General features: G+C 60.6%; 20 protein-coding genes and 1 pseudogene. 11 read left to right on the plus strand and 10 right to left on the minus strand.

Features of this window, described 5'->3' with window-relative positions; genetic code table 11:
* Positions 1–10 precede the first annotated feature (10 nt).
* Positions 11–565, minus strand: a complete 555-nt coding sequence (gene atpH, locus BLO49_RS08510) for an ATP synthase F1 subunit delta (RefSeq protein ID WP_090647016.1) — start codon at positions 563–565, stop codon at positions 11–13.
* Between the two features lie 302 nt (positions 566–867).
* On the opposite strand from atpH, the gene BLO49_RS08515 reads away from it, so the two are divergent.
* Together BLO49_RS08515 and BLO49_RS08520 are read left to right on the plus strand one after the other, a co-directional pair.
* On the plus strand, positions 868–1614 hold the full coding sequence (locus BLO49_RS08515) for a TerC family protein (RefSeq protein WP_090647018.1): 747 nt from the start codon (positions 868–870) through the stop codon (positions 1612–1614).
* Between the two features lie 74 nt (positions 1615–1688).
* Positions 1689–2948 (plus strand): serine hydrolase domain-containing protein, encoded by a 1260-nt coding sequence (locus BLO49_RS08520; protein ID WP_245678947.1) that lies wholly within the window; start codon positions 1689–1691, stop codon positions 2946–2948.
* Positions 2949–3119: 171 nt separating this feature from the next.
* Here BLO49_RS08520 and BLO49_RS18595 read toward each other — a convergent pair.
* Positions 3120–3245 (minus strand): annotated as a pseudogene (locus BLO49_RS18595) (type II toxin-antitoxin system ParD family antitoxin); the annotation flags it as partial.
* 79 nt (positions 3246–3324) lie between these two features.
* Positions 3325–5547, minus strand: coding sequence for a primosomal protein N' (locus BLO49_RS08530; protein ID WP_090647027.1), 2223 nt, complete (start codon positions 5545–5547; stop codon positions 3325–3327).
* A 92-nt stretch (positions 5548–5639) separates the two neighbouring features.
* Here BLO49_RS08530 and BLO49_RS08535 point away from each other — a divergent pair, with 92 nt between their 5' ends.
* The 3 genes from BLO49_RS08535 to BLO49_RS08545 all read left to right on the plus strand — a co-directional run bounded on the left by BLO49_RS08535 (position 5640) and on the right by BLO49_RS08545 (position 8563).
* A complete protein-coding gene (locus BLO49_RS08535) occupies positions 5640–6323 on the plus strand; it encodes a DUF484 family protein (protein ID WP_090647029.1) in 684 nt (227 codons plus the stop codon).
* Positions 6324–6558: 235 nt separating this feature from the next.
* Positions 6559–7473 carry a tyrosine recombinase XerC gene (locus tag BLO49_RS08540; protein WP_090647032.1) on the plus strand — a complete coding sequence of 305 codons (915 nt, stop codon included), beginning with the start codon at positions 6559–6561 and terminating at the stop codon, positions 7471–7473.
* Positions 7474–7549: 76 nt separating this feature from the next.
* Positions 7550–8563, plus strand: coding sequence for a LacI family DNA-binding transcriptional regulator (locus tag BLO49_RS08545; protein ID WP_090647034.1), 1014 nt, complete (start codon positions 7550–7552; stop codon positions 8561–8563).
* Here BLO49_RS08545 and BLO49_RS08550 read toward each other — a convergent pair.
* The gene (locus BLO49_RS08550; RefSeq protein ID WP_090647036.1) at positions 8553–10184 is read right to left on the minus strand and encodes a tryptophan halogenase family protein; all 1632 of its coding nucleotides are present in this window, start codon (positions 10182–10184) and stop codon (positions 8553–8555) included. The genes BLO49_RS08545 and BLO49_RS08550 overlap by 11 nt on opposite strands.
* A 192-nt stretch (positions 10185–10376) precedes the next feature.
* Between BLO49_RS08550 and BLO49_RS08555 the strand changes: the two genes are divergently transcribed.
* The 5 genes from BLO49_RS08555 to BLO49_RS08575 all read left to right on the plus strand — a co-directional run bounded on the left by BLO49_RS08555 (position 10377) and on the right by BLO49_RS08575 (position 15993).
* Positions 10377–10853, plus strand: coding sequence for a (2Fe-2S)-binding protein (locus BLO49_RS08555; protein ID WP_090647038.1), 477 nt, complete (start codon positions 10377–10379; stop codon positions 10851–10853).
* A 1-nt stretch (position 10854) separates the two neighbouring features.
* Positions 10855–13005, plus strand: a complete 2151-nt coding sequence (locus tag BLO49_RS08560) for a xanthine dehydrogenase family protein molybdopterin-binding subunit (RefSeq protein ID WP_090647040.1) — start codon at positions 10855–10857, stop codon at positions 13003–13005.
* Positions 13002–13889: an XdhC family protein gene (locus BLO49_RS08565; protein WP_245678948.1), complete on the plus strand. Its 888-nt coding sequence runs from the start codon at positions 13002–13004 to the stop codon at positions 13887–13889. Before BLO49_RS08560 ends, BLO49_RS08565 begins: the two co-directional genes overlap by 4 nt.
* The gene (locus BLO49_RS08570; RefSeq protein ID WP_090647042.1) at positions 13886–14437 is read left to right on the plus strand and encodes a nucleotidyltransferase family protein; all 552 of its coding nucleotides are present in this window, start codon (positions 13886–13888) and stop codon (positions 14435–14437) included. The genes BLO49_RS08565 and BLO49_RS08570 overlap by 4 nt, the downstream gene beginning before the upstream one ends.
* A 107-nt stretch (positions 14438–14544) precedes the next feature.
* On the plus strand, positions 14545–15993 hold the full coding sequence (locus BLO49_RS08575) for a GH1 family beta-glucosidase (protein WP_090647045.1): 1449 nt from the start codon (positions 14545–14547) through the stop codon (positions 15991–15993).
* A gap of 236 nt (positions 15994–16229) precedes the next feature.
* Here BLO49_RS08575 and BLO49_RS08580 read toward each other — a convergent pair whose 3' ends face one another.
* The 6 genes from BLO49_RS08580 to BLO49_RS08605 form a co-directional block, all read right to left on the minus strand.
* Positions 16230–16859 carry a DUF1989 domain-containing protein gene (locus BLO49_RS08580; protein WP_245678949.1) on the minus strand — a complete coding sequence of 210 codons (630 nt, stop codon included), beginning with the start codon at positions 16857–16859 and terminating at the stop codon, positions 16230–16232.
* Positions 16849–17544 carry a guanitoxin biosynthesis heme-dependent pre-guanitoxin N-hydroxylase GntA gene (gntA, locus tag BLO49_RS08585; RefSeq protein WP_220083715.1) on the minus strand — a complete coding sequence of 232 codons (696 nt, stop codon included), beginning with the start codon at positions 17542–17544 and terminating at the stop codon, positions 16849–16851. Before gntA ends, BLO49_RS08580 begins: the two co-directional genes overlap by 11 nt.
* 11 nt (positions 17545–17555) lie before the next feature.
* Complete coding sequence (locus tag BLO49_RS08590; RefSeq protein ID WP_090647392.1) at positions 17556–18482, minus strand: ATP-grasp domain-containing protein; 927 nt, start codon at positions 18480–18482, stop codon at positions 17556–17558.
* A 92-nt stretch (positions 18483–18574) separates the two neighbouring features.
* A complete protein-coding gene (locus BLO49_RS08595) occupies positions 18575–18790 on the minus strand; it encodes a hypothetical protein (protein ID WP_090647048.1) in 216 nt (71 codons plus the stop codon).
* A complete protein-coding gene (locus BLO49_RS08600) occupies positions 18790–18945 on the minus strand; it encodes a DUF3309 domain-containing protein (protein ID WP_090647050.1) in 156 nt (51 codons plus the stop codon). The genes BLO49_RS08595 and BLO49_RS08600 overlap by 1 nt, the downstream gene beginning before the upstream one ends.
* Before the next feature lie 137 nt (positions 18946–19082).
* Positions 19083–19820, minus strand: coding sequence for a GntR family transcriptional regulator (locus BLO49_RS08605; RefSeq protein WP_090647053.1), 738 nt, complete (start codon positions 19818–19820; stop codon positions 19083–19085).
* Positions 19821–20288: 468 nt separating this feature from the next.
* Between BLO49_RS08605 and BLO49_RS08610 the strand changes: the two genes are divergently transcribed.
* On the plus strand, positions 20289–22805 hold the full coding sequence (locus BLO49_RS08610; protein ID WP_090647056.1) for a family 20 glycosylhydrolase: 2517 nt from the start codon (positions 20289–20291) through the stop codon (positions 22803–22805).
* Positions 22806–22836 lie beyond the last annotated feature (31 nt).

Consider the following 22836-nt stretch of genomic DNA (forward strand, 5'->3'; position numbering starts at 1 on the left):
TCTTGGGGTCTTACGCTTTTTTAAGGGCGAATTTAAGGGAATCGAGTTTTGTCTTGAGGGAAGCGTCGAAGAGACGCGAGCCTACGCGGACCTTGAGCCCGCCCAGGATGGCCGGATCAACACGGGTGCTGATTTCGGCGGATTGACCAAGCGTTTTGGCCAGGGTCTTTTTGAGGTCTTCCAACTGCGCGTCAGAAAGCGCTACAGCCGAGGTCACTTCCGCGCTGACAATGCCTTTTTCGGCGTCGTACAGCTTATTGAAAGCGGTGATGAAGGGGAACAGGTGGTCCATGCGGCCATTGCCCGCCAGAACACCAAGCGCCTTTTGGGTCAGGGCATTGAGCTTCAGGCTTTTGGCGACGGCCAGCAGACCGTTCAGCTTGACGTCCGACTTATAGACCTGGCTGGCGACGAAAACGCGCAGTTCGGCGCTGGAGTTCAGGAGCGCCTTCAGGTTCGCCAGATCGCCATGCACCTTGTCGAGAACCTTGCCATCCTGGGCGAGGTCAAAGGCTGCACGGGCATAGCGCTCGCCGGCTTCCGTTTCTCGGTATTGATCGTTCACACCGTATTCCTAAACTGTGTCCAATAATTTCGTATGCGACGCCAAAAACATGGCTTCGGATAATGGGCATAAGCTCACGGGCGCTGAAACAAGCGCCTCTGCTGGCTATAGCCGCGGGCTCCTTAGCATAGGGTTTTTGCCATCGCAACCAAACAGGCCGAGATTCTTGAGGCTTAAGTCCACTTATGAGATCAAAGTTACGCGACCCGCTGATTTGTTGACCTGGGCGCCTTGAGAGTTGACCTAATTCTCTTATTTATAATGGAAATTGCCTCAGCCCTCCTACCAAGAGACCAGACACCATGGCCGACCTGACCGCCCTTGCGACCAATCCTGCCGCCTGGGCAGCCCTCCTGACCCTGATCGTCATGGAGGTGGTGCTGGGGATCGACAACCTGATCTTCATCTCGATCCTGACCAACAAGCTGCCCGAATCGATGCGGGCAAGGGCGCGTGCTGTCGGCCTGTCCGGCGCCCTGCTGATGCGGATTGCCCTGCTCTTCACCCTGTCGCACCTGGCCGGCATGAAAGAGCCGGTGATCTGGCCGTTCGGCCACGGCTTCTCGTGGCGTGACATCATCCTGCTCGGCGGCGGCCTGTTCCTGGTCTATAAGGCGACCAGCGAAATCAACCACTCGACCGAGCACAAGGATGAAGACGGTGACAAAAAGCCGCAGGGCAAGAGCCTGGGCTTCGCTGCCGCCATCGCCCAGATCCTGATGCTCGATCTTGTCTTCTCCATTGATTCCATCCTGACCGCTGTCGGGATGACCGATCACCTGCCGATCATGATCATCTCGGTCCTGGTCGCCGTCTTCCTGATGTTCGTGGCATCGGGCCCGATCTCGGCCTTTATCAACCGCCATCCGTCCATCGTCATGCTGGCGCTCGGCTTCCTGTTGATGATCGGCACGGTCCTGATTGCCGAGGGCTTCGGCTTCCATATCGAAAAAGGCTACATTTACGCCGCCATGGCCTTCGCCGCATTTATCGAGGCCCTGCAGATGTTCGCGCGTGGCCGGGCCAAAAAGAGCGGCGATCACCACTAATTTTACTGCTCCGGTAGCTTTACGCGGGCGCTGAAATCGGCAAACAATCGGTCTGACGCGATTTTGGAGTCAGAATGACCGAGCCTGCGCCCCGCGCCCTCTTGATGCGCCGTGATGTCCTGACAGGCATCGGCACTGGTTTGACTGGTGGCGCGCTGACCCTGTGGGCCGGCGCGACCCTGCTGCCAAAGGCGGCCGTTCACCTGCCGGACCGGTCATTGCCCCATGCCGAGCCGGTCGCCCCCCCACCGCCGCCGCCCCTGCTGAACTGGCCGTCGCTCGATGCCCTGGCCGGCAGCATGATCGAACGTCATGTCACGCCGGGCCTGTCCCTGAGCGTTATGAAGGCCGGCGTGATGCTTTATTCCGCGGGCTTCGGCAATGCGCAATTTGCGCCGAAACATCCGGTCGACGCCGGGACGGGCTTCCGCATCGCCTCAATCAGCAAACAGTTCACCGCCGCCGCCATACTGTTGCTTATGGAGGAAGGCAAGCTCAGCCTCGGCGATCCTTTGGCGCGCTTCCTGCCCGATTTCCCACGCGCCGATCTCATGACCCTGCGCGAACTGTTAAGCCATACCTCCGGCCTTGATGATTATCTCAGCGGGCGCCATGCCGAAATGCTGACGACAGCGCAAACGCACGACTATACTCAAACTGGCCTGCTGGAAGCCATCAAGGGCGCCGATCCCTTGTTCCGCTGCCCGCCAGGGATGAAATGGGTCTACAGCAATACCGGCTTTGCTCTGCTCGGTATTGTGGTCGAGCGCCTGAGCGGTCTGCCCCTGGCGGAGTTCTGCCGCCAGCGCCTCTTCGGCCCCGCCGGCATGACGCGCACTGCCATTGACCCGCTGAGTGTCGGCGATCCGGATATCTGCGAAGGTCACCGCGCCAATCGGTCCCTGCGTGATGGTTTCGGCCAGGTGTGGCCCGTTTCCGCCAGCTTCGCCGGCGGATCAGGCGGCCTGCGCTCGACGTCGGCCGATCTCTGCCGCTGGCATTCGGCCCTGATGACCGGCAAGATTCTGAAGACGGAAAGCCTGACGGAAATGCTGACTCCCGTGCGGCTGAAGGATGGCGCCTTCGCCCTGGACCGGGAAAGCACCCATTCACCAGGCTACGGACTGGGGATGCGGCTGGGCCTTATCGACGGCCAGCCGTTTTTCACCCACAGCGGCCGCATCAATGGCTTCACCGGCCAGTTGCTGAGCCTGCCGGTCGAGCAACTGACTGTGGCGATGCTCTATAATTGCGATGGCGCCAATGATGGAAGCTTCTTCCCGTCACACTCTGCCCTGCGCGAGGAGGCGGTCAGGCTGGGGCGGATGGCCTAAGTTGTTTCAATCATCCACTGACGATAGCGGTAGCGTGCGATTACCCTGAATATCTGTGTCATCTGTGGATCAAAAACGGACTTTCGAGCGAGTCTGGCCTCAGGCAGGAAGAGGTATCCACAGATGACACAGATATTCGTGGTCACTTCACGCTACCGCTATCGCCGGCGCTCACTCCGGCAATTTTTGTAAGTGCTTTTCGTGCATCTCAGCGAGAAAAGCTTCGACATCAAACTCTGTCGAAGGGCCGCTTTCCTCCCCTTCAATCAGGGCGGCGCGCAAGGCTTCAAGCTTCGCTAACTGAACCGCATCCATTTGATTGTCTTCGGGAAAGTCTTCGGTCACGTTCACCTCAACAGATGAGGCGGGAACGTTATCACAGAAAACTATACGGGTCGATATCGACCACCAGCCGGATGGCATTCGGCCGCTTGATCGCCGCCAGCCAATGGCTGACGAAAGCCTGCAAATCGCGGTTTCGGTCCGCCCGCACCAGGAACCGCTTGCGCCACTGCCCGCGCACCAGCGCCAGGGGTGCATCCGCCGGGCCATAGACATCGACGCCTTCGGTATTGGGAATGAACAGAGCCAGCTCGCGCGAGAATTTATTGAGCAGATTCTGGTCCTTCGCCGTCAGGATCAGCGCCGCCAGCCGGCCGTAGGGCGGAAATTTCGCCACTTCGCGTGACATAGATTCATAGGCGTAGAAGGCATCCCGATCCTGATGCTGAAGCGCCTGCATCACCGGATGCTCTGGCGCATAGGTTTGCAGCACCGCCTTGCCGGGTTTCAGCTTGCGGCCCGCCCGGCCTGTAGCCTGGGCCAGTAGCTGGAAGGTGCGTTCGGCGGCGCGCAGGTCGCCGCCTTTCAGGCCCAGATCGGCATCGACAATCCCCACCAGGGTCAGGTTCGGGAAGTTGTGTCCCTTGGCCGCCGCCTGGGTAGCAATGACGATATCGACCTCATTATCCTCGATCCGTTTGATCAGCGAGGCCGAAGAGGCCGCATCCGGCGTGGTATCCGAGGAAAAGACCTCGGCCCGCGCCTCCGGGAACCGGCTACGTACTTCCTCCAGAATGCGCTCCACCCCCGGCCCGACCGAGATGAGGCTATCCTGCGCCCCGCAATGCGGGCAGGTTTTGGGCTTACGCATCGAAAAGCCAGTCAGGTGGCAGACCAGCCGGCCTGAGGCGCGGTGTTCGACCAGCCAGGAATCGGTCTTGGGCGAGGTCATCTTCTCGCCGCACGCCTTGCACAACACCAGAGGCGCATAGCCGCGACGATTAAGGAACAGCAGGGTCTGCTCGCCCCGCTTCAGGGTGGCCAGAATGTCTCCGGCCAGCCTGTCGCTCAGCCAGCGCGTTTCGCCGTTCGGACCTTTTTCCGGCGGATGCGCCTTCATGTCGATCAGGGCGATATCCGGCAGGACCGCCGTGCCGTGGCGCTGCTCCAGCCTGATCCAGGCATAGCGCCCCTTTTCGGCATTGGTCAGGCTTTCCAGTGAGGGCGTGGCCGAGGCCAGAATGACCAGGGCGCCATCCAGCCGCGCGCGGAAAACCGCCAGGTCGCGGGCATGATAACGCGCTCCCTCTTCCTGTTTGTAGGAACCGTCGTGTTCTTCATCGACCACGATCAGGCCCAGCCGCCGATAGGGCAGGAACAGGGCTGAACGCGCCCCGACCACCAACCGGACCTTGCCAGAGGCCACACCTTCCCAGATGCGTCGGCGATTACCATTGGAAATATTGGCGTGCCATTGCGCCACCTCGACACCAAAGCGCGCTTCCAGCCGGCCGAGTACCGCCTGGGTCAGGGCGATTTCCGGCAGAAGGATCAGGACCTGGGCTTCGGGATCAGCGCGCAGGACATCGGCGACGCTTTCGAGATAGACCTCGGTCTTGCCCGAGCCCGTGACGCCATCGAGCAGGACCGGCGCGAAGGCGTGCTTGGCCTGCTCCATTTGCAGAAGCTGATGCGCCGCCGCCTGTGAGTCATTCAGGCGGGCAGGCGCGAAATCCGGATCAGGCTGCGGATACACCTCTTCCCGCGCCAGGTCGACCTTTTGCAACACGCCTTCCTTTTCCAGCGCCGTGACCACGCCGGTCGAAACCCCCGCCGCCAGGGCCAGATCACCAAGTCCCATCGGCACCAGTGCCGTATCAAGCACCGCCTGCCGCGCCTTTGTCAGGCGGGCGGGCTGTTCCCCCGTCAGAACGTAGCCCTGCTTCGGCGCAGCGCGCGGGATCTTCAGCGCCCGGATACAGCCATTGAGAAAAACACCCGGCGGGGTCAGGGTCCAGCCGGCGGCCCACAGCCAGAAATTCAAGGAGGCTTCCGGCACGATCGGATCGTCCAGCCTGGCCACCACCGTCTTGACGCGTGACAGATCCTCATCCGGTTCCGGCGTCTCGAAGCCGATCACCAGGCCGCGCACCTTCGCATGACCCAGGGGCACAATGACATGTTCGCCAGCCTGCAAAACCATGCCCGCCGGCACGGCATAATCCAGCGCCTCGGCCATCGGCGCCAGCACGACGACCTTGGCGATTAAGGTTACTTTTTCTGTAGATTCAAACAAATCGGAGGCGGCCAGACTCATGGTTTTAGCGTCTAACACGAAATCCCCCGCTTTGTCATAGCCGGAAGCGGAAACCGCTTCACAGACGCTCAAAGCCACACTATGGTGAGGGCATGAGCACCGAAGGCGGCATAACCTTTCCTGATCTCGATAGCTGGCAGGCCATGCGCCGCTACCTGATCGAACACGCCGATGATATCCGGCGCGATACCGCCCTTCTGGAAACGCTGGGCCTGCAAAGCAAGACGAAACATCTGATCGATTTCGGCCCGGCCGCCCTGTCACGTCTGGAGGCCCGCGCGCTCAAGGATTTCGACGTTCGCCGCCAGCTTGAAATGACCGCCCGCGCCAATTTCGATGCCCAGAGCCAGACACACGGCCTGGTCCTGAGCCTGATGGAAGCGCGAAATCATTCCGACCTGGCCCGTCGGCTGAATGAAGAGGTGCGCCATCGCTTCGGGCTGGTGGCCGCCACCATCGCCCTGGAAGATACCGGCGCCGTGCCGCTCGGCTGGAAGACGCTCGATTACGGCGGCGTTGACTACATCATCGGCGAAACGGGCTTAAGCCTGCTCGGGCCGGATGGGGTGTGCCGTGTGCTGTTTGACGACGACGTGAAACGCGTCAAGTCGGCCGCCGTGTTGCGCATCGCCCTGTGGCGCGAAGGCCGGCCGGGTCTCGTGGCATTCGGCTCCAACGATTTTGACGGCTTTTCGCCGGACATGGGCGCCGAACTGGTGGCCTTTGTCGCCCGCGTGGTGGAACGCGTCGCCGACCGCTGGCCGGTACTCAGCTAGGTTTTACCGTAATTTTTTCCAACCCGATCAACCGGGTAAAGGATTCCTTACGGTTTGACCTTAAAATTGTCCACATGCCTTCCTATATTCAAAATTCAAGGATGCTCCCCTGCGTCTATGAGGCTTCCTTCCCCGACGCCCCCCTGAGGTTCGGCCAGGAGAAAGCCCTCTCACCACTCCTCACCATCCGTAAGGACGGGGAGGGAAGCCGCCCCGGCGCAGGGGAGTATTTCCTTTGACCCTTTTCGACGCCCAGATCGCCTGGGTGAACTGGCTGAAAGACCAGAAGCGTTGTTCAGCCCATACGCTGGAAGCCTATGCCCACGCCCTGCGTGGTTATCTCGATCACCTCGGCCAGTCCCTGCGCACCGATCTGACCCTGGACGATGTGGTGGCGGTATCTTCCGGCGATATCCGGAGCTGGATGGCGCATCTGCGCAACAAGAACAAGCCCCTGTCGGCGCGATCCCTGGCCCAGCACCTTTCGGCCATCAAATCGTTTCACAGTTTCCTCGACCTGCATTTCGACCGGCCCAATGCCCAGGTGGCGCTGATGCGCGGCCCCCGCCTGAAAACCACCCTGCCACGGCCACTCAACATCGATCAGATGCAGGGTCTGCTCAACGAAACCCAAATGAATTCCGATCGGGATGATTGGGAAAATGCCCGTGACGAAGCCGTCTGTATGCTGCTCTATGGCCTTGGCCTGCGAATTTCCGAAGCCTTGTCACTCAAGGTGAAAGATGCGCCGCTTGGCGACAGCTTGCGCATCATCGGCAAGGGCAACAAGATGCGTGTCCTGCCGGTCATCACGGCGGTGCGCGAGGCGGTGGAAACCTATCGCCGTCAGCAACCTTTCGTCCTCCAACCGGAGGACAGGCTTTTTCGCGCCAAACGCGGCGGCGAGCTTTCCCCGCGCCATGTCCAGGCCAGCATCCAGCACCTGCGCTCGCGCCTGGGCCTTTCTGACCGCGCCACGCCGCACGCCCTGCGCCACTCGTTCGCCACCCACCTGCTCGGTTCCGGCGCCGACCTGCGCTCGATCCAGGAACTGCTCGGCCATGTGTCGCTGTCCACCACGCAGAAATATACCCAGGTCGACACCGAACACCTGCTCGCCGCCTATGCCGCCGCGCATCCCAAGGGGTGAGGCTGCCGAAAGGCTGATCTTGCGTGAACGCTAACATGGGGCTAAGCTCCCGAAAAACCGGGGTTTTTACGCAATCATGTCAACCATCTACGATGTCGCCGAACTGGCCGGTGTTTCGGCGAAGACCGTGTCGCGCGTGGTCAATGAAGACAAGGCCGTCAAGGCCAGCACGCGTGAAAAGGTGCTGGCCGCGATGGCGCAGCTCGAATACCGCCCCAATGCCCAGGCGCGCAGCCTTCGCATGGGCAGCAAGACCTCCATCGGCCTGTTGCTGGAAGACCCGACCAGCGGCTACCAGGGTCGTTTTCACCAGGCCATGCTGGCCGCCTGCATGGAATCGCGCAAATACCTGGCCGTTGAGCTGTACGAGCAGGGAATGCCTGACTGGCAAGGTTATCTTGATCGCTTCATCACCGATGCGCACATCAGAGACATGGTCCTGCTGCCGACCCTGTGCGATTTCGGTCCGCTCAAAAGCTTCCTGAAAAGCCGAAACATAAACTGCGTCCTGATATCGCCGTCAACCCCGGACAGCCATTACGCCTCTGTCGCCATGGATGACCGGCTGGCGGCGCGCGATGTCGTCGAATACCTGTTCAGCCTGGGCCACACGAAGATTGCACATATCGGCGGACATCCGGATCACGCGGCCACAATCCTGCGCCGCAATGGCTTTTACGAAGCTTTCGACGCCGCAGGTATTCCGCGGCCACCGGCGGCCTATATGGAATCGGGGTATTTTTCGTTCAAGTCCGGCTTCGAGGCCGCCGAACGCCTGCTGGCCCTGCCCGACCGCCCGACCGCCATATTCGCCTGCAATGATGAAATGGCGGCCGCCACCTGCTCGGTGGCGCACAAGGCCGGCCTGCGTATCCCCGATGATCTGGCCGTGGTCGGTTTCGATGATGCGCCGATCTCCTCGGCGGTCTGGCCCGCCCTGACGACCGTGCGCCAGCCCTATCTCGAAATGGCCCGCCGCTGCATCCAGATTCTCGACGATTCCCCGGATAAGGTCATAGCCAGTGATCGCCAGATCCGCCATATCATTCTGCACGAACTGATCGTGCGTGAAACCACGATCACATCTTGATTCCACGCATCCGTGGCGGCGGCGCCTGACGCTCTACAAAACCTTCCCTGTAAACGGCATCAACCAGATCGCGATGGCTGATCAGATCCTTTGAAGCCTGTTCGCCGAAGGCGGCGATCCGGGCAAAAAGCTGATCAGCCAGTTCGGACTGACTCAGGGAAGGACGGGCGGCCTCGTAGTCGGTTTCGAAATTCATACCGTACAGAATATACTGGTAGCTGAAGAAGGCAAAACTCTCATGATCCAGCACGAAATCAAAGCGTGACGGCGGGCGGAATTTCCACAGGGCCAGCAGATCGCGCAGATGCGGCGGTATCGTCTCAGGCTTTGTATTATCCACCCAGAAGGATTCCGGGCGCTTGCTGAGACAGTAGTGCAGCTTGATGAAGCCGATAATGGTCTCATAACGCCGCGTCATGGACTCATTGAAAATCGTCGCCGAGGCATCCGCCGGACCACTGAACGGGAAAAATTCGACAATCTTATTGACGGCCGATTCGATCAGCACCATGCCGGTCGATTCCAGCGGCTCCAGGAAGCCGGCGGACAGGCCCACCGCGACGCAATTCTTCATCCACTGCTGTTCACGATACCCCGCAGTAAAGCTGATGTGTCGCGGAGAAATTTCGGCTTTGCTGGTGCGCCCGATATATTCGCGCAAAACGGCTTCGGCGCGCTCGTCCGTCGTATAGTCAGACGCGTAAACATAGCCTATGCCCCGGCGGTCGCTGAGGGCGATGTCCCATGTCCAGCCGGCTTCATGGGCCGACGAGACCGTGTAACTTTCGAGCTGGCAATCCGAACAGTCATGCGGCACCTGAGCAGTGACCGCGCGGTCAGTGAACAGGATATCGCGGATCGGCCTGAATGGTGCCCGAATGGCCTTGCCGATCAGTTCGGCACGAAAACCCGAGCAATCGACATAAAGCCCGGCTTTCAGGTCGCCATGCTCCGCCGTGGCCACATGGTCTATAGCGCCATCGGCCGCAAGGCCGACACCGGTCAGATTGCCGGAGAGATGATGAACGCCCAGCCCCTTTGCAAATTTCGCCAGCACACCGGCAAACCGGTAGGCATCGAAATGGTAGGCGTAGTTCAACGGCCCCTGATAATGGCCCTGATGGATGGCCTTCGGCGCCAGGCCCGCATCGGCCACTTTTTTCTGGAAGGTGACCGCCTGGGCGAAAGGCAGGCGCTTGTCTCGATCTTTCAGGAGCCAGTACGGCACCAGATTCAATTCTTCGCGCGACCAGTAAGGCGCTTCGAAGGGATGAAAGTAATGGCTGTGTATCAACTGGCCGTTGGGTTCGCGCTGTGGCGGCATTTCCCAGTCATCAAAGCGGATGCCTTGCTTGAAAGTGGCATGGCTTTCACGCATGAATTCCGCTTCATCTATGCCAAGCGAACGCAGGATATTGCGGATCGTCGGAAACGTGCCCTCGCCTACCCCGATGATGCTGATGTCCGGCGATTCCAAAACGGTAATCCGCGGACCACCCGTCCGGTCCGTACCCAGATTTTTAGCCAGATAGGCGGCCGTCATCCACCCCGCCGCTCCCCCGCCAACGATCAGAACCTCGCGCGCTTTTCTCTCAGAGGCGGACGTATCAGTGTGGCTCATCTCGATTGTTTCGCTATTTTGTTATTGGGCGCATCGGCGCCATCCTCTTATATGATACGGTTTTGTATAAGTTTTCAAGCACGTTCAGGGCTTTCGGCCGCTTCGTAACCGGAAGTGGTGCCATCGCATCAATCCGCTTGCGTGAAGTGAACACGCGGGCTTAATCTCACCGCAACAAACGGGAGAAACCACATGATCACCCTGACCGTCAACGGGAAACGCCGTGAGGTCAATGCGCCGGAGGAAATGCCGCTTCTGTGGGCCCTGCGCGACGAACTCGATCTCAAGGGCACCAAGTTCGGCTGCGGCGTGGCGCAGTGCGGCGCCTGCACCGTCCATATCGATGGCGAAGCGACACGCGCCTGCGTGACGCCGATCGGATCGCTGGATGGTGCGAAAATCACCACCATTGAAGGTATTGGCGAGACCCGCGAAGGGCAGGCGCTGCAAGCCGCCTGGCTGGAACTGGACGTCATGCAGTGCGGCTATTGCCAGGCCGGCCAGATCATGACAGCAGCCGCCCTGCTGGCTAAAACACCGAAACCGGATGACACGGCGATCGATGACGCCATGGAAGGCAATCTCTGCCGCTGCGCCACCTATAAGCGCATCCGCGCCGCCATCAAATCGGCTTCGGGCCAGCCCGTTGATGACCTGAGGAGCGCCTGACATGGAGACGACACGCAGGCTTTTCCTCCAGGCGGGCGCCGGCATCGGCGGTGGTCTTATGCTCGGTTTCGGCTTTGCCAGGGCAGAAGGCGCACAAGCGCTCACCGACTATGTCAGCATCGCGCCGGACGGCCGGATCACCATCATGGCCAAAAATCCGGAAATCGGCCAGGGCGCGAAGACCATGCTCCCCATCCTGATCGCCGAGGAACTGGACGCCGACTGGACGAAGGTCCGCATCGCGACCGCGCCTTCGGATGAGGCGCGTTACGGTGCGCAGTTCGCCGGCGGCAGCATGACCACGACCATGAACTGGGAGCCGATGCGCCAAGTGGGCGCGGCGGCGCGCTGGCTGCTGATCGAGGCGGCGGCGCGAAAACTGTCAGCCTCACATGACGCCTTCACCACCGCCAAGGGCCAGGTGGTTCACGAAAGCGGCAAGACCTTCGCCTATGGCGAACTGGCGGCTGACGCAGCAAAACTGACGCCGCCGGCGGCGGATAGCCTGAAACTGAAAGACCCTAAGGATTTCAAACTGATCGGCCAATCACAAAACGGCTATGACAGCCCGAAAATCGTCAGGGGCGAACCGATCTTCGGCATCGACATGACCCTGCCGGGGATGGTCTACGCTGTCTATGTCAAATCGCCGGTCTATGGTGCGCGGCTCCAAGCCTGCGATCTGACGGCGGCGAAAGCCATGCCGGGCGTCACCGATGTCTTCATCCTGAAAGGCACCGACTGGCACGGCCTGCAGGACGGCATCGCCATCCTGGCCAAAAGCTGGTGGTACGCGCAAAACGCCCGCACCGCACTGGAGCCGGTTTGGGATGACGCGGTGGGCGCCCCGCATGACAGCGCCGTCTATCTCGAGAAGGCGAAGGCGCTGGTCAAAGGCACGGGAGAGGTCAAACAGCAGAGCGGCGATATCGATGCGGCCCTGAAAAGTGCGGCGAAGATGGTCGACGCCTTTTACGACGTGCCCTTCCTGGCGCATGTGCCGATGGAACCGCAGAACTGCACCGCCCGTGTCACCGCCTCAGGCGTCGAAATCTGGGCACCGACCCAGGTGCCGAACGATGGCAAGGCGCTGGTCGGCAAAACGCTCGGCGTACCCCCCGAAACCGTCAACGTCCATATGCGGCGCGCCGGCGGCGGCTTCGGCCGGCGGCTTGAAAACGACTATATGGCCGAGGTGGCCGCTATCGCTCAAAAGGCCGGCAAGCCGGTCAAGCTCGTCTGGTCGCGTGAGGACGATGTCGCCCACGATTTCTTCCGCCCCGGATGTTATCACAATCTGCGGGCTGGTGTGGACGCGGCGGGCAAGCTCACCGCCTACGCCTGCCACAGCGTTACCTTCAGCCGCGACGGCCAGGTGGCCCAGGGGGCCGGTATCGACGGCAATGCCTTCGCGCCGCTGGTGACGCCGAATTTCCGGTTGGAACAATCTCTGATCGAGACCACTATCCCGACCGGCTATCTGCGCGCGCCCTCCTCCAATGCGCTGGCCTTCGTCCACGAAAGCTTCTGGGACGAGATCGCCCATGCCGCCGGCCAGGACCCGGTTGCCTTCCGCCTGGCGCAGCTCGACGCCCACCTGAACGACAAGGCCAATTACAATCCGGCGCGGATGCGGGCCGTGCTGCAAACGGTCGCCAAACGCTCGAACTGGGGCAAGACCAAGCTGCCCAAAGGGGAAGGTTTAGGTGTCGCCACCTATTTCAGCCATCGCGGCTATTTTGCCGAGGTGGCCCAAGTCCGCGTGGCGGATGACGGCCAGTGGCGCGTGCTCAAGGTGTGGGCGGTCGGCGATGTCGGGTCGCACATCATCAATCCGACCGGCGCGCTGAATCAGGTCGAAGGCTCCGTCATGGATGGCATCGGCTCGATGGAGGCCGAAATCACCTTTGAAAAGGGCCGCGCCGTTCAGAGCAATTTCCACGAGATCCCGATGATGCGGATGCCGAAGGCGCCGCAGGTCGATGTCCATTTCGTCACCAGCGACTTTCCGCCGACCGGCCTGGGTGAACCGGCCCTGCCGCCGGTCATACCCGCCGTCGCCAACGCCATTTTCGCCGCCACCGGCATCCGAATCCGCAAACTGCCGATCCTGCCGGAAACGCTCATCACCAAGCAGATGGCCAGCGCTTGATCCTGCCGCCGCCCGTCTATCGTGACTTCGTTTTGCCGGCGCTAAGGGACTGGCGCAAGGCCGGCCGCAAGACCGCCCTGCTCACCCTGATCAGCACCACCGGCCAGTCACCGCGCCCGGTCGGTAGCCAGTTGGCCGTCTGCGACACCGGCGAGGCGTGCGGGCTGATCACCGGCGGCTGCGCCGAGGGCACGCTGGTGCTTGATGCGCTGGAGGCCATGCGCCTGGGTGAAAACCGGGTCGAACTCTATGGCGAAGGCTCGCGCTTCAAGGACATCACCCTGCCGTGCGGCTCCGGCCTGAAGGTGTTTTTCGACGTCGGGATCAGCGACGCCGAAATCGAACGGATCATCGCAAGCCGTGACGCGCGACAGCCGGCATCGATGTCTATTTTCGCGCCCGGCGAGCCTGCGTATACGCGCCATTATCTGCCGGCCTGCCGTCTGGTGGCGGTTGGGCAGGGACCGATTATGGAGGCGCTGGCGCAGATGGCGCTTCCACTGGAAATCGAACTCGATATCTGGTCACCGGATGTGGCCCTGGCGGCACGGCTGAACGGCCGTCACCTGACCTCGCCGGAGGACTTTGACGCGGCCCTTGATCGCTACAGTGCCGTGACGACGGTTTTTCATGACCACACATACGAGCCGCCAGTCTTGCTGAAAACCCTGCAAAGCGAGAGCTTCTTTATCGGCGCGCTCGGCAGCCGCAAGGCCCATGCGCGTCGCCTCGAAATTCTGACAGAACTTGGTGCAGCGCCTGAAACTGTCACGCGCATCCACGGCCCGGTCGGGCTCGATATCGCCGCCGCCTCACCGCCGGAAATCGCATTGTCGATCCTGGCGCAAGTGGTGGAACGCTGGCGGCGGACGGTGGCGGCATGAAGCGGTTTTCGGCGGTCGTGCTGGCGGCGGGCGCGTCACGCCGTTTCGGACAGGATGACAAGCTGCGCGCCGAATTTGATGGCAAACCGATCCTCAGCCATGTGCTCGACGGCCTGGGAACTCTCGGACTTGGCGAAGTCCTTGTGGTCGCCCGCAAGCCGCTTTCGGGCGTGAATCACATCGTTAATCCGCATCCGGAAGCAGGCATGGGCCATTCGCTGGCTATGGGCGTGGCGGCGCTGAAACCCTGTGACGCCGCCTTTATCGTGATGGCCGACATGCCCCTGATCGTGCCCGCTCTATACCGTGAGATGGCCGACGCCCTGCCCGGTTATGATATCGTTGTCCCCGTCCATAACGGCCAAAACGGCCACCCCGTTCTATTCTCATCCACCTGTTTCGATGACCTGAGTCGCCTTTCCGGCGATCATGGCGCCCGCGAACTGCTGCGATCAGGCCGCTATCGGTTGCGCCATATCGAGACCGGCGGCTTTATCCTCGCCGATATTGACACACCCGAAGACCTCAACCGGCTCAAAATACCCTGACTTACCGACAGTGATAAAATTTCATTCCGCACCGTTGACATCGATGTCAGCTTCAAGCACCTGTTGAGTAAATACCAACAAAAACACCGCGCTCACAGGAAACCCTCATGAACCGCCGCGAACTTCTGACCTCCGCCCTGGCCTTAGGTGCCGCCACCCTGGCACCCGCCGCCCACGCCAAAAAAGCTAAAAAGTTCGTCGAAGGCACCTTCCCCGAAGGCTTCATCTGGGGCGCCGCCACGGCCGCCTATCAGGTGGAAGGCGCCTGGAATGAGGACGGCAAGGGCGAATCCATCTGGGATCGCTTTACCCTGGTGCCCGGCAAGATCCTGAACGGCGACACCGGCCGCGTGGCCTGTGACAGCTATCACAAATACCTGGAAGACGTGGCCCTGCTGAAGGCCATGAACCTGAAATCCTATCGCTTCTCCACCGCCTGGACGCGCATCCAGCCTGATGGCACCGGCCCGGCCAACCAGAAGGGCCTAGATTACTATTCCCGCCTGACCGATGCCCTGCTCGAAGCCGGCATCCGCCCCCTGCCGACCCTCTATCACTGGGATCTGCCGCAAGAGTTGGAAGACCGCGGCGGCTGGCCGGTGCGCGATACCGCCCAACGCTTCGCCGACTATGCCGATATCATGGCCCGCGCGCTTGGCGACCGCATCGAAAACTGGTCGCTGTTCAACGAATCGAAAGCCTTCACCCAGATCGGCTACTGGCAAGGCGCCTGGGCACCGGGCCGCAAGGATCCGCTGGCCTTCTTCAAGGCCACCCATACGGTCAATCTGGCGCATGGCATGGGCTTCAAGGCCATGAAGGCCGTCAATCCGAAGCTCAAGATTGGCTCGGTGTTTGACGTGTCACCACAGATTGCCTCGACCGAGTCAGAAGCCGACAAAGCCGCCGCCGTCTTCATGGACAAGCTGTCGAACCTGTGGTTCGTCCAGTCCGTCCTGACCGGCGCCTATCCCGAAGGCGTGCTGCCGGCCGACCGACAAAACGAATTGCTGGGCTTCCTGCCGAGCGATGACAAACTGATGCAGGCCGATCTCGATTTCATCGGCATCAACTACTACTCGCGCACCCGCGTCTGGGATGCACAAAAGCCTTCCGGCGTGCCCGGCCTGCTGCTGCCCGATACGGAATGGGCGTTCGGCGATCATGAAAAGACCGATTTCGGCTGGGATATCTATCCGCAGGGCTTCTACGACATCCTCAAGCGGATGCAGGCCGTTACCGGCAGCCGTCCGATCGAGATCACCGAAAATGGCGCCGCCTACAATGTCGGGCCCGATGCCACCGGCGCCATCCACGACCCCAAACGTATTGCCTACTACAAGGGCCACCTCGATGCCCTGTCGCGCGCCATCCATGACGGCGTGCCGGTGCGCGGCTATCATGCCTGGAGCCTGATGGACAATTTCGAATGGGCCGCCGGCTATTCCCAAAGGTTCGGCTTGACCTATGTCGATTTCGCCAATGATCAGAAGCGGACGATCAAGGATTCCGGCAAGTGGTACGCCCAGGTCGCCAAGGCCAACCGCACGATTTAAAACGCGTCTCGCCGTGAGTGGCCGTGTTGGATTAAATTTATGACATCGATGACAATTATGCTTGACGACCGACGCGGACTACAGGAAAACTCCCTGGCATAGCCGCGAGGCTATGCTTGAAGGGTGCCGTGTCTGTTGTTTCGCGCAGGTGCGGCCCGTTCTTCCCCAACTGGCTGTTTCGGTCTCAACCCCGAACACAATATTCCCGTGAAGCCCCTGGACTTCACGGGCTTTTTTTAAATCGCGTCCAGTTGCACCGTCTCAATCGCATAATGGATCGGTTTGAAGGCGTAATTGTTGGATTGCAGGGCTGAACAGGCGGTCAGGGCGACGATCAGGTCCATATGGGCCTCGAACAGGATGTGATCCCCGGCCTTACTCTTAGGCGCATCAACCGTGAATGAGCCGTCCGCTCCTATATTGACGTTCATGAAAATATTGAACGCAGTGGGGATCTGGTCAGGGGTCACGCCATAGGGTTGAAGCGCATGGGCCAGATTGCCGAAGCAGCCCTGGTGCGGATGTTCATCGCCATAGATAATGCGGAACGTATCCTTCGAGCAGGGCGTCAGCAGGAAATCATGCCGCCCGACCGTATCCTCCATGATCTTCAGCATGATATTGGAGCGGTTGGAATAGAGCGGATCGCCGGTCGTCAGGAACAGCTTCGAAGCATAGTCGAGCGACCGCCCGGACGAGATGACCTCGTTGATATCGTGGGCATTGAAAGCCAGCATGTCCGATACCTGCTCGCCCTGGGGGTCAATCACCCGCAGGCGCTGGCCGCGGTTCAGCCGGAAGGCGGCGCCGTGGCGGGCGGGGATTTCAATTCGACGGCCTTCCGGGGTCATATCATCAGCGATCATGGTTCAATGCCTCATGGTGCGGTTTAAAGGGACACCGCCAGTTTTCGGAAACGGCGCGCCCGCTGTATTGTCGGGCGGCGGAGATGTCGCCATGCTCAGCCAGCATGGGATTGGGTGTGCCGGCCAGGGCGATATCGCGGCTGATAATCGCCTGGCTCAAAGTCTCATACCGCCCCTGGGCACGCAGGCGCTCGAACTGGTCGTGCGGATTGAAGACCAGGGCCGGCGTCATGAAGCGCCGCGCCGGCCGGCTGCTTTGGGGATGCAGGCCGATGAGAAAGAAAGCTTCGCCGCCAAAGCTGAGCGAAAAATGCGGATTGCCGGCATCAGGGCTGACACGTGGGTCGTAAGGCTGGTGCTTCGCAGCATCGATATCGGACAACGCCTGTACCCTTTCCCACAGGGCCTGCTCGAAGCCCTTTTCCGACAGGTCTTCCGGATCACGAAACAGGACGGCCAGGCTTTGAAACGGTTGCGGATCGGCTCTGTAACGTCGGGCGAACCCGGCCAGGGCGGAATGAATGCGGGCGTCGTCCGCCGGGCAGCGAATATCCCTAGCCACGAGGATATCGATGTGATCGTGATTGAGTGCCGACTTGGCGCCGACACAAGGGTATTTTGCATCACGGATCATGGTGCGAAATTGCGCGGTCAGGTTATCAGCCTTGATATCAGTCATAAACATGGCGGTACTCGTTAGGTAATCAGTCTTTTCAGAGCCGCGGACAGGCGGTTCATGGAAACAATCTTGTCGCGCCACGACAGGGCGATCACCGGGCCGACATCGGTCTTGTTGACGTCGACGATATAGAGACGGCCATCCCGATCGCGCAAGATATCCAGTCCGCCCCAATCGAGGCCCATGCGCGCATTGAAGGCCGTAATCAGCACCAGTTCCTCAGGTGAATAGACCTCGGCCGGATCGCGCAGCACGGCCTTGCGGTTATGGATGGCGAAGCGGCTATTTTGCGGCTTTAGCTTGACCCACACCACTACGGGGCGTCCGCCAACACAGGGTGTGCGCAAGTCGCGGCAATAGCCATCCGGCCCGGCCGTATCGATCAGGCGCTGATAGCAAAAGCCATCACGACGCTTCGTAGGCGCGGCAACAATACGCCCGTCATGGACGCCGTTCGTCTCGGATTTGGCAACGATATCCCCCTGGGCCGTTTCCGGATTGACCAGCAGCGGATAGCCGAAAATCTCTTCAAAGACCCTGGCGACATGGCCCTTGCTGATATCGGTGCAGGCAAAATTCAGCCGTCGGCCATTCAGGCTGGCCGGCGGCTGGCCGGCCGTGACATCATCAAAATACACCACGGCGTCGGCCTCGACCTGGCGTCCCCCGCATTCGATACCGGCCCAGCGCGCCGCACCGCCGAGCAGATACCACGGGCGCGGCCGGTCCGGCACGAAGGCCAGGCGCTTCACGGTCCGGCGCGTCAGCCGGGCCCAAGTAGCCACGGCCATAAGAATGGCCAGCCACAGCACCCAGGAGGCAATTTCAGCCACGAGATGGCGATCGAGACGCAACCGTATGGCGGTCTTGCGGATTTCCAGGCGGCCGTCACGCCAGGCAAAATCTCGATACCATGGCGGAACCGGCGCGGGCGCAAGGTCCACGGGCGCGCCAGGCGGATGTCTTGCGTCTGACACAAGGCCCATTGGAATACGCTCCGGTTTCGCACATTGCGTGCCGTCAAAAATCTGAAAATCTAGTTGGTTTTCTTTTCGATAGCGTCGCCCGCCTTTTCGACCGGATTTCGGTCCTTGAGCTTATCGCCGGCCTTGTCGACGCCCTGGGGCATTGCTTCCACCGCATCACCGACGCGTTCGGGGCCACTGCGCTTATCCGGCATGTTGAGCAGGAAGATGACAACGATGGCCAGGAGCGCCGCGCCACAGAGCATATAGATGCCGTTTTTGCCCATCACAGTCGCCCCGTCAGGACGAGGATGATGACGATAACCGCGACCAGGCCCAGACCACCGCTCGGCCCATATCCCCAGCTCCGGCTGTGATTCCACGACGGCAGGGCGCCGATCAACAGCAGAATCAGGACGACAATCAGTATGGTGCCCAGCATGGCGCAAACTCCCTCAAATTTGTGTGTGAGGTCGAGCATACTTACGCGTACGTAAGGATTACATGCGCAGCCGCGCCGCGAATTATAAGTGAGGGATGGCCGGCTATTGCCCGCCGGGGCGCGCGATAACCGCCGGATCAAACGCGATTAAGCTCGGCCACCACGTCATAGGCATCACCGCGATACCAGCTCTGGGTGAATTCGGCGGCGCGGCCATCAGCGAGGAAGCCGCGGCGTTCGATGAACAGGCCGGCGTCTCCCGGACGGATGCCGAGGATCTCCGCCTGGTCGGCGCTGAAAGAGATGGCGCGCAGGCGTTGCAGGGCGCGCACCGGCCGATTGCCGGCGGCATCGAGTGCAGCATAGAGCGAATCCTCGACCACGCCCGGCGCCGGCAGGCAATAACCGGGAATGGTCGAACTTTCGAACGCCATGGTCTGGCCGTCGGCATAGCGCAGGCGCTGGAAACGATAGACAAGCGTGCCGGGCGACAGGCCCAGCGACAACGATTCCTCAGGCGTTACGGCGCCGGCCGATTTCGACAGCCATTCCGAATGCGGCACGCGGCCGCGCGAAATCATATCCTCGGAAAAGGACGACAGTTTGGAAAAGCTTTTCTCGACCCGGCTGGCGACAAAGGTGCCGGCGCCGCGGCGGCGCGTGATCAGGCCCTCACTGACCAGGCCATCGACCGCCTTGCGCACGGTTAGGCGCGAGACGCCGAACTCTTCAGCCAGATCGCGCTCCGGCGGGATGGCGGCTTCGGGGCTGAGAACGCGCGACAGGATGGCGTCCCGCAGCACCTTCTGGAGCTGCATGTACAGGGGCGCCGGATCGTCGCTGACCAGCCTGCCGACGGTTTCGATAAATGACATCTGTTCTTCCCAAAATCGCTTTAGGTCTGTTTTTGGTCGGCAATCCCTCAAAAAACCGGACAGGAACCACCACTCAAAAAACGCCGTTTTGAATTTGCAATCTATTGCACTGGTATTGTCTCGTCAATCCTTGGCAAGGACGAATTGATGTCGAGCTGGATCAAATACAAAGTTATCTTATGACGAAATACTCCTTGAAAAACAGTTATATAAAAATACCGCATTCTGAATTTGACGCGCGACCGCGAAGCCTTCCTCTCAAAGCAGCTATCTGTGATGGAAATTGGTATTATCAGGGAGTGTCATTAAATAAGGCAATAAAATCAATTTGAAATAAGATCATATGGCGCACATTGGTTCTGTATTGGATATTTAAAAATCCATCACAGGTCTTGTCTAAGAATTGACAAGGTGCAGACAGTACGCCAACCTGCGACGAGAATAAAAAGCTTGGGGAGAGGCATAGACATGCCGCATACATCACACCGCCTGAAAAGCCTGCTTGCCGCCACCCTGCTATCGGCTACCGCGCTCATGCCGACCAGGGCCGCCGTCGCGGCGCCGGCTGTAGCCAGTTTCGCCGATCAACTTGGCTACAAACTGACCGTGGTGCCCAATGCCACTCAGGACGGCTTCAATACCCGCCTCGACCTGACCGTGCCTAGGAGTGGCACGCCCACAGGCGCCTGGGCGCTTTATTTCGGCTCGGTCAGTCCGGTGGAGCCCGTCGGCGACAGTGTGTTCGACCTCACCCATATCAATGGCGACAATTACAAGCTGACGCCAAAGAGCGGCACCACCCTCAAACCCGGCGAGACCTATTCGCTCACCTGGGCGGGGCACGCAGCTTCCGGATACCTGGCCATGCCCAATGCCTATATCGTGGCAGATGGCACACCACCCACCACCATCGCCGCGTCGCGCACCACATTCGATCCGGCGACCGGACTGGAATCCCTGCCTTTCGTCACACCAATCACCGACGAGGCCACCACCCGCAAAGGCCCGAACGACGCCACTCAATGGCTGACACCGGAACGAGCCTTTATCCAGAATGCCTCGCGTCAGGTGGCGCAGGCGAAACCCGACATCATTATCCTGCCGACGCCGGTTTCGGCCAAACACCTGGACGGCCAGCCCCTCAACCTGAACGCCGGCGTGGCGCTTAAGCTGAACGGACTGACCATTCCTGACATCAAGGCCGCGTTGGACGCCTCGCATCTGAAACTGGCTTCGCATGGCGTGCCGGTCGAGATCACTATCGGCGCCGGCCAACCTGAATCCTATCACCTGCTGGCACAGGACGGCAGGATCACCATCACGGCCGCCGATGCCGCCGGCGCCGCCTATGCCATTGAAAGCCTCAGCCAACAGGCGGCTTTCGAGCATAACCGACTGAAACCGATCGAGATCAGCGACGCGCCGCGTTTCGGTTTCCGCGGCCTGCATATCGACCTGGCGCGCAACTTCCATTCCAAGGCGTTTATCCTCAACACCATCGATCAGATGGCCGAGTACAAGCTCAACCGCCTGCATCTGCATCTGGGCGATGACGAGGGCTGGCGGCTGGCGATCGGCGCCTTGCCGGAACTGACCGAGATCGGCAGTCATCGCTGCCATGATCTGAAGGAAGACACCTGCCTGTTACCGCAGCTAGGCGCCGGGCCGCAAGGCTCTAAGATCGTTGATGGATATCTCAGCCGCGCCGACTATATCGAGATCGTCAAGGCCGCCGCCGCCCGTCATATCGAGGTCATTCCCTCGTTTGACATGCCCGGCCACAGCCGCGCCGCCGTGCGCTCTATGGAGGCCCGTTACCGCCGCCTGATGGCCGAAGGCAAGCCCGACGCCGCCAATGAATTCCGCCTTCAAGACCCGGATGACAAGACCGTCTACGACTCGATTCAGCACTATAATGACAACACGCTGAACGTCTGCATCCCCTCGACCTATCACTTCATCGAAACCGTGATCGACGACATCAAGGCGATGCACGACGAAGCCGGCGTACCGCTGAAAATCTATCATATCGGCGCCGATGAAACCGCTGGCGCCTGGACCAACTCCCCCGCCTGTCAGGCGCTGGTGAAAGAAAAAGGCCTCGATCCGGCACATATGACGCCCTATTTCATCACCCAGGTGTCGCAGATGCTGGGCCAAAAAGGGATAGAGCCCGCTGGCTGGAGCGACGGCATGGGCCATGTGAAGCCGGAGGACATGCCGAAGCAGGTTCAGTCCAATAGCTGGGGCGGCCTGTTCGGCGGCGGCGTGGCCGAAGCCTACCGTCAGGCCAATCGCGGCTGGGATATCGTGATGTCGACGCCCGAAGTCCTCTATCTCGACATGCCCTACGCGCCCGATCCGAAAGAGCGCGGCATGGACTGGGCGTCGCGCGGCACCGATCTCTTCAAGGTCTTCGCCTTCATGCCGGAAAACCTGGCAGCCAATGCCAGTATCATGACGAATATCCAGGCGCATGGCCAGACCATCGCCGACACCGAGCCGCTGGAAGCCGGCCGCAAGATCACCGGGATGCAGGGCCAATTGTGGAGCGAGGGCGTGCGCGCCGACGGCATCGCCGACTATATGTTCTATCCGCGTGTCCTCGCCCTGGCCGAACGTGCCTGGCATACCGGCGCCTGGGAGCCGGCCTATGTCGCTGGCAAGTCCTACAGCTATGGCGACCGTCAGGTTGATGGTCACGCGCTGCTGGCCGACTGGCAGAATTTCAATGACCGCCTGACGCCACTTCTGGCCGAACTGGATCGGGAACAGGTTGCTTATCGCCTGCCGCCGCCTGGCGCCCGCGTCACCGGCGGTATTTTCGAGGCCAACCTGGCCTATGGCGACCTGAAAATCCAGTATCGCACTCAGGGCGGCAAGTGGCTGACCTATGGGGACGCCGTCGAGGTAAGGGGGCCGGTCGAGGCGCGATCGGTGGCACCGGACGGCAGGCGCTTCAGCCGGATCGTTACGGTAAAATAGAGGGAGCACGGATATACACAGGCATGGACTC

Origin of the sequence: Asticcacaulis taihuensis (assembly GCF_900100255.1) — a bacterium.
Lineage (GTDB): Bacteria > Pseudomonadota > Alphaproteobacteria > Caulobacterales > Caulobacteraceae > Asticcacaulis > Asticcacaulis taihuensis.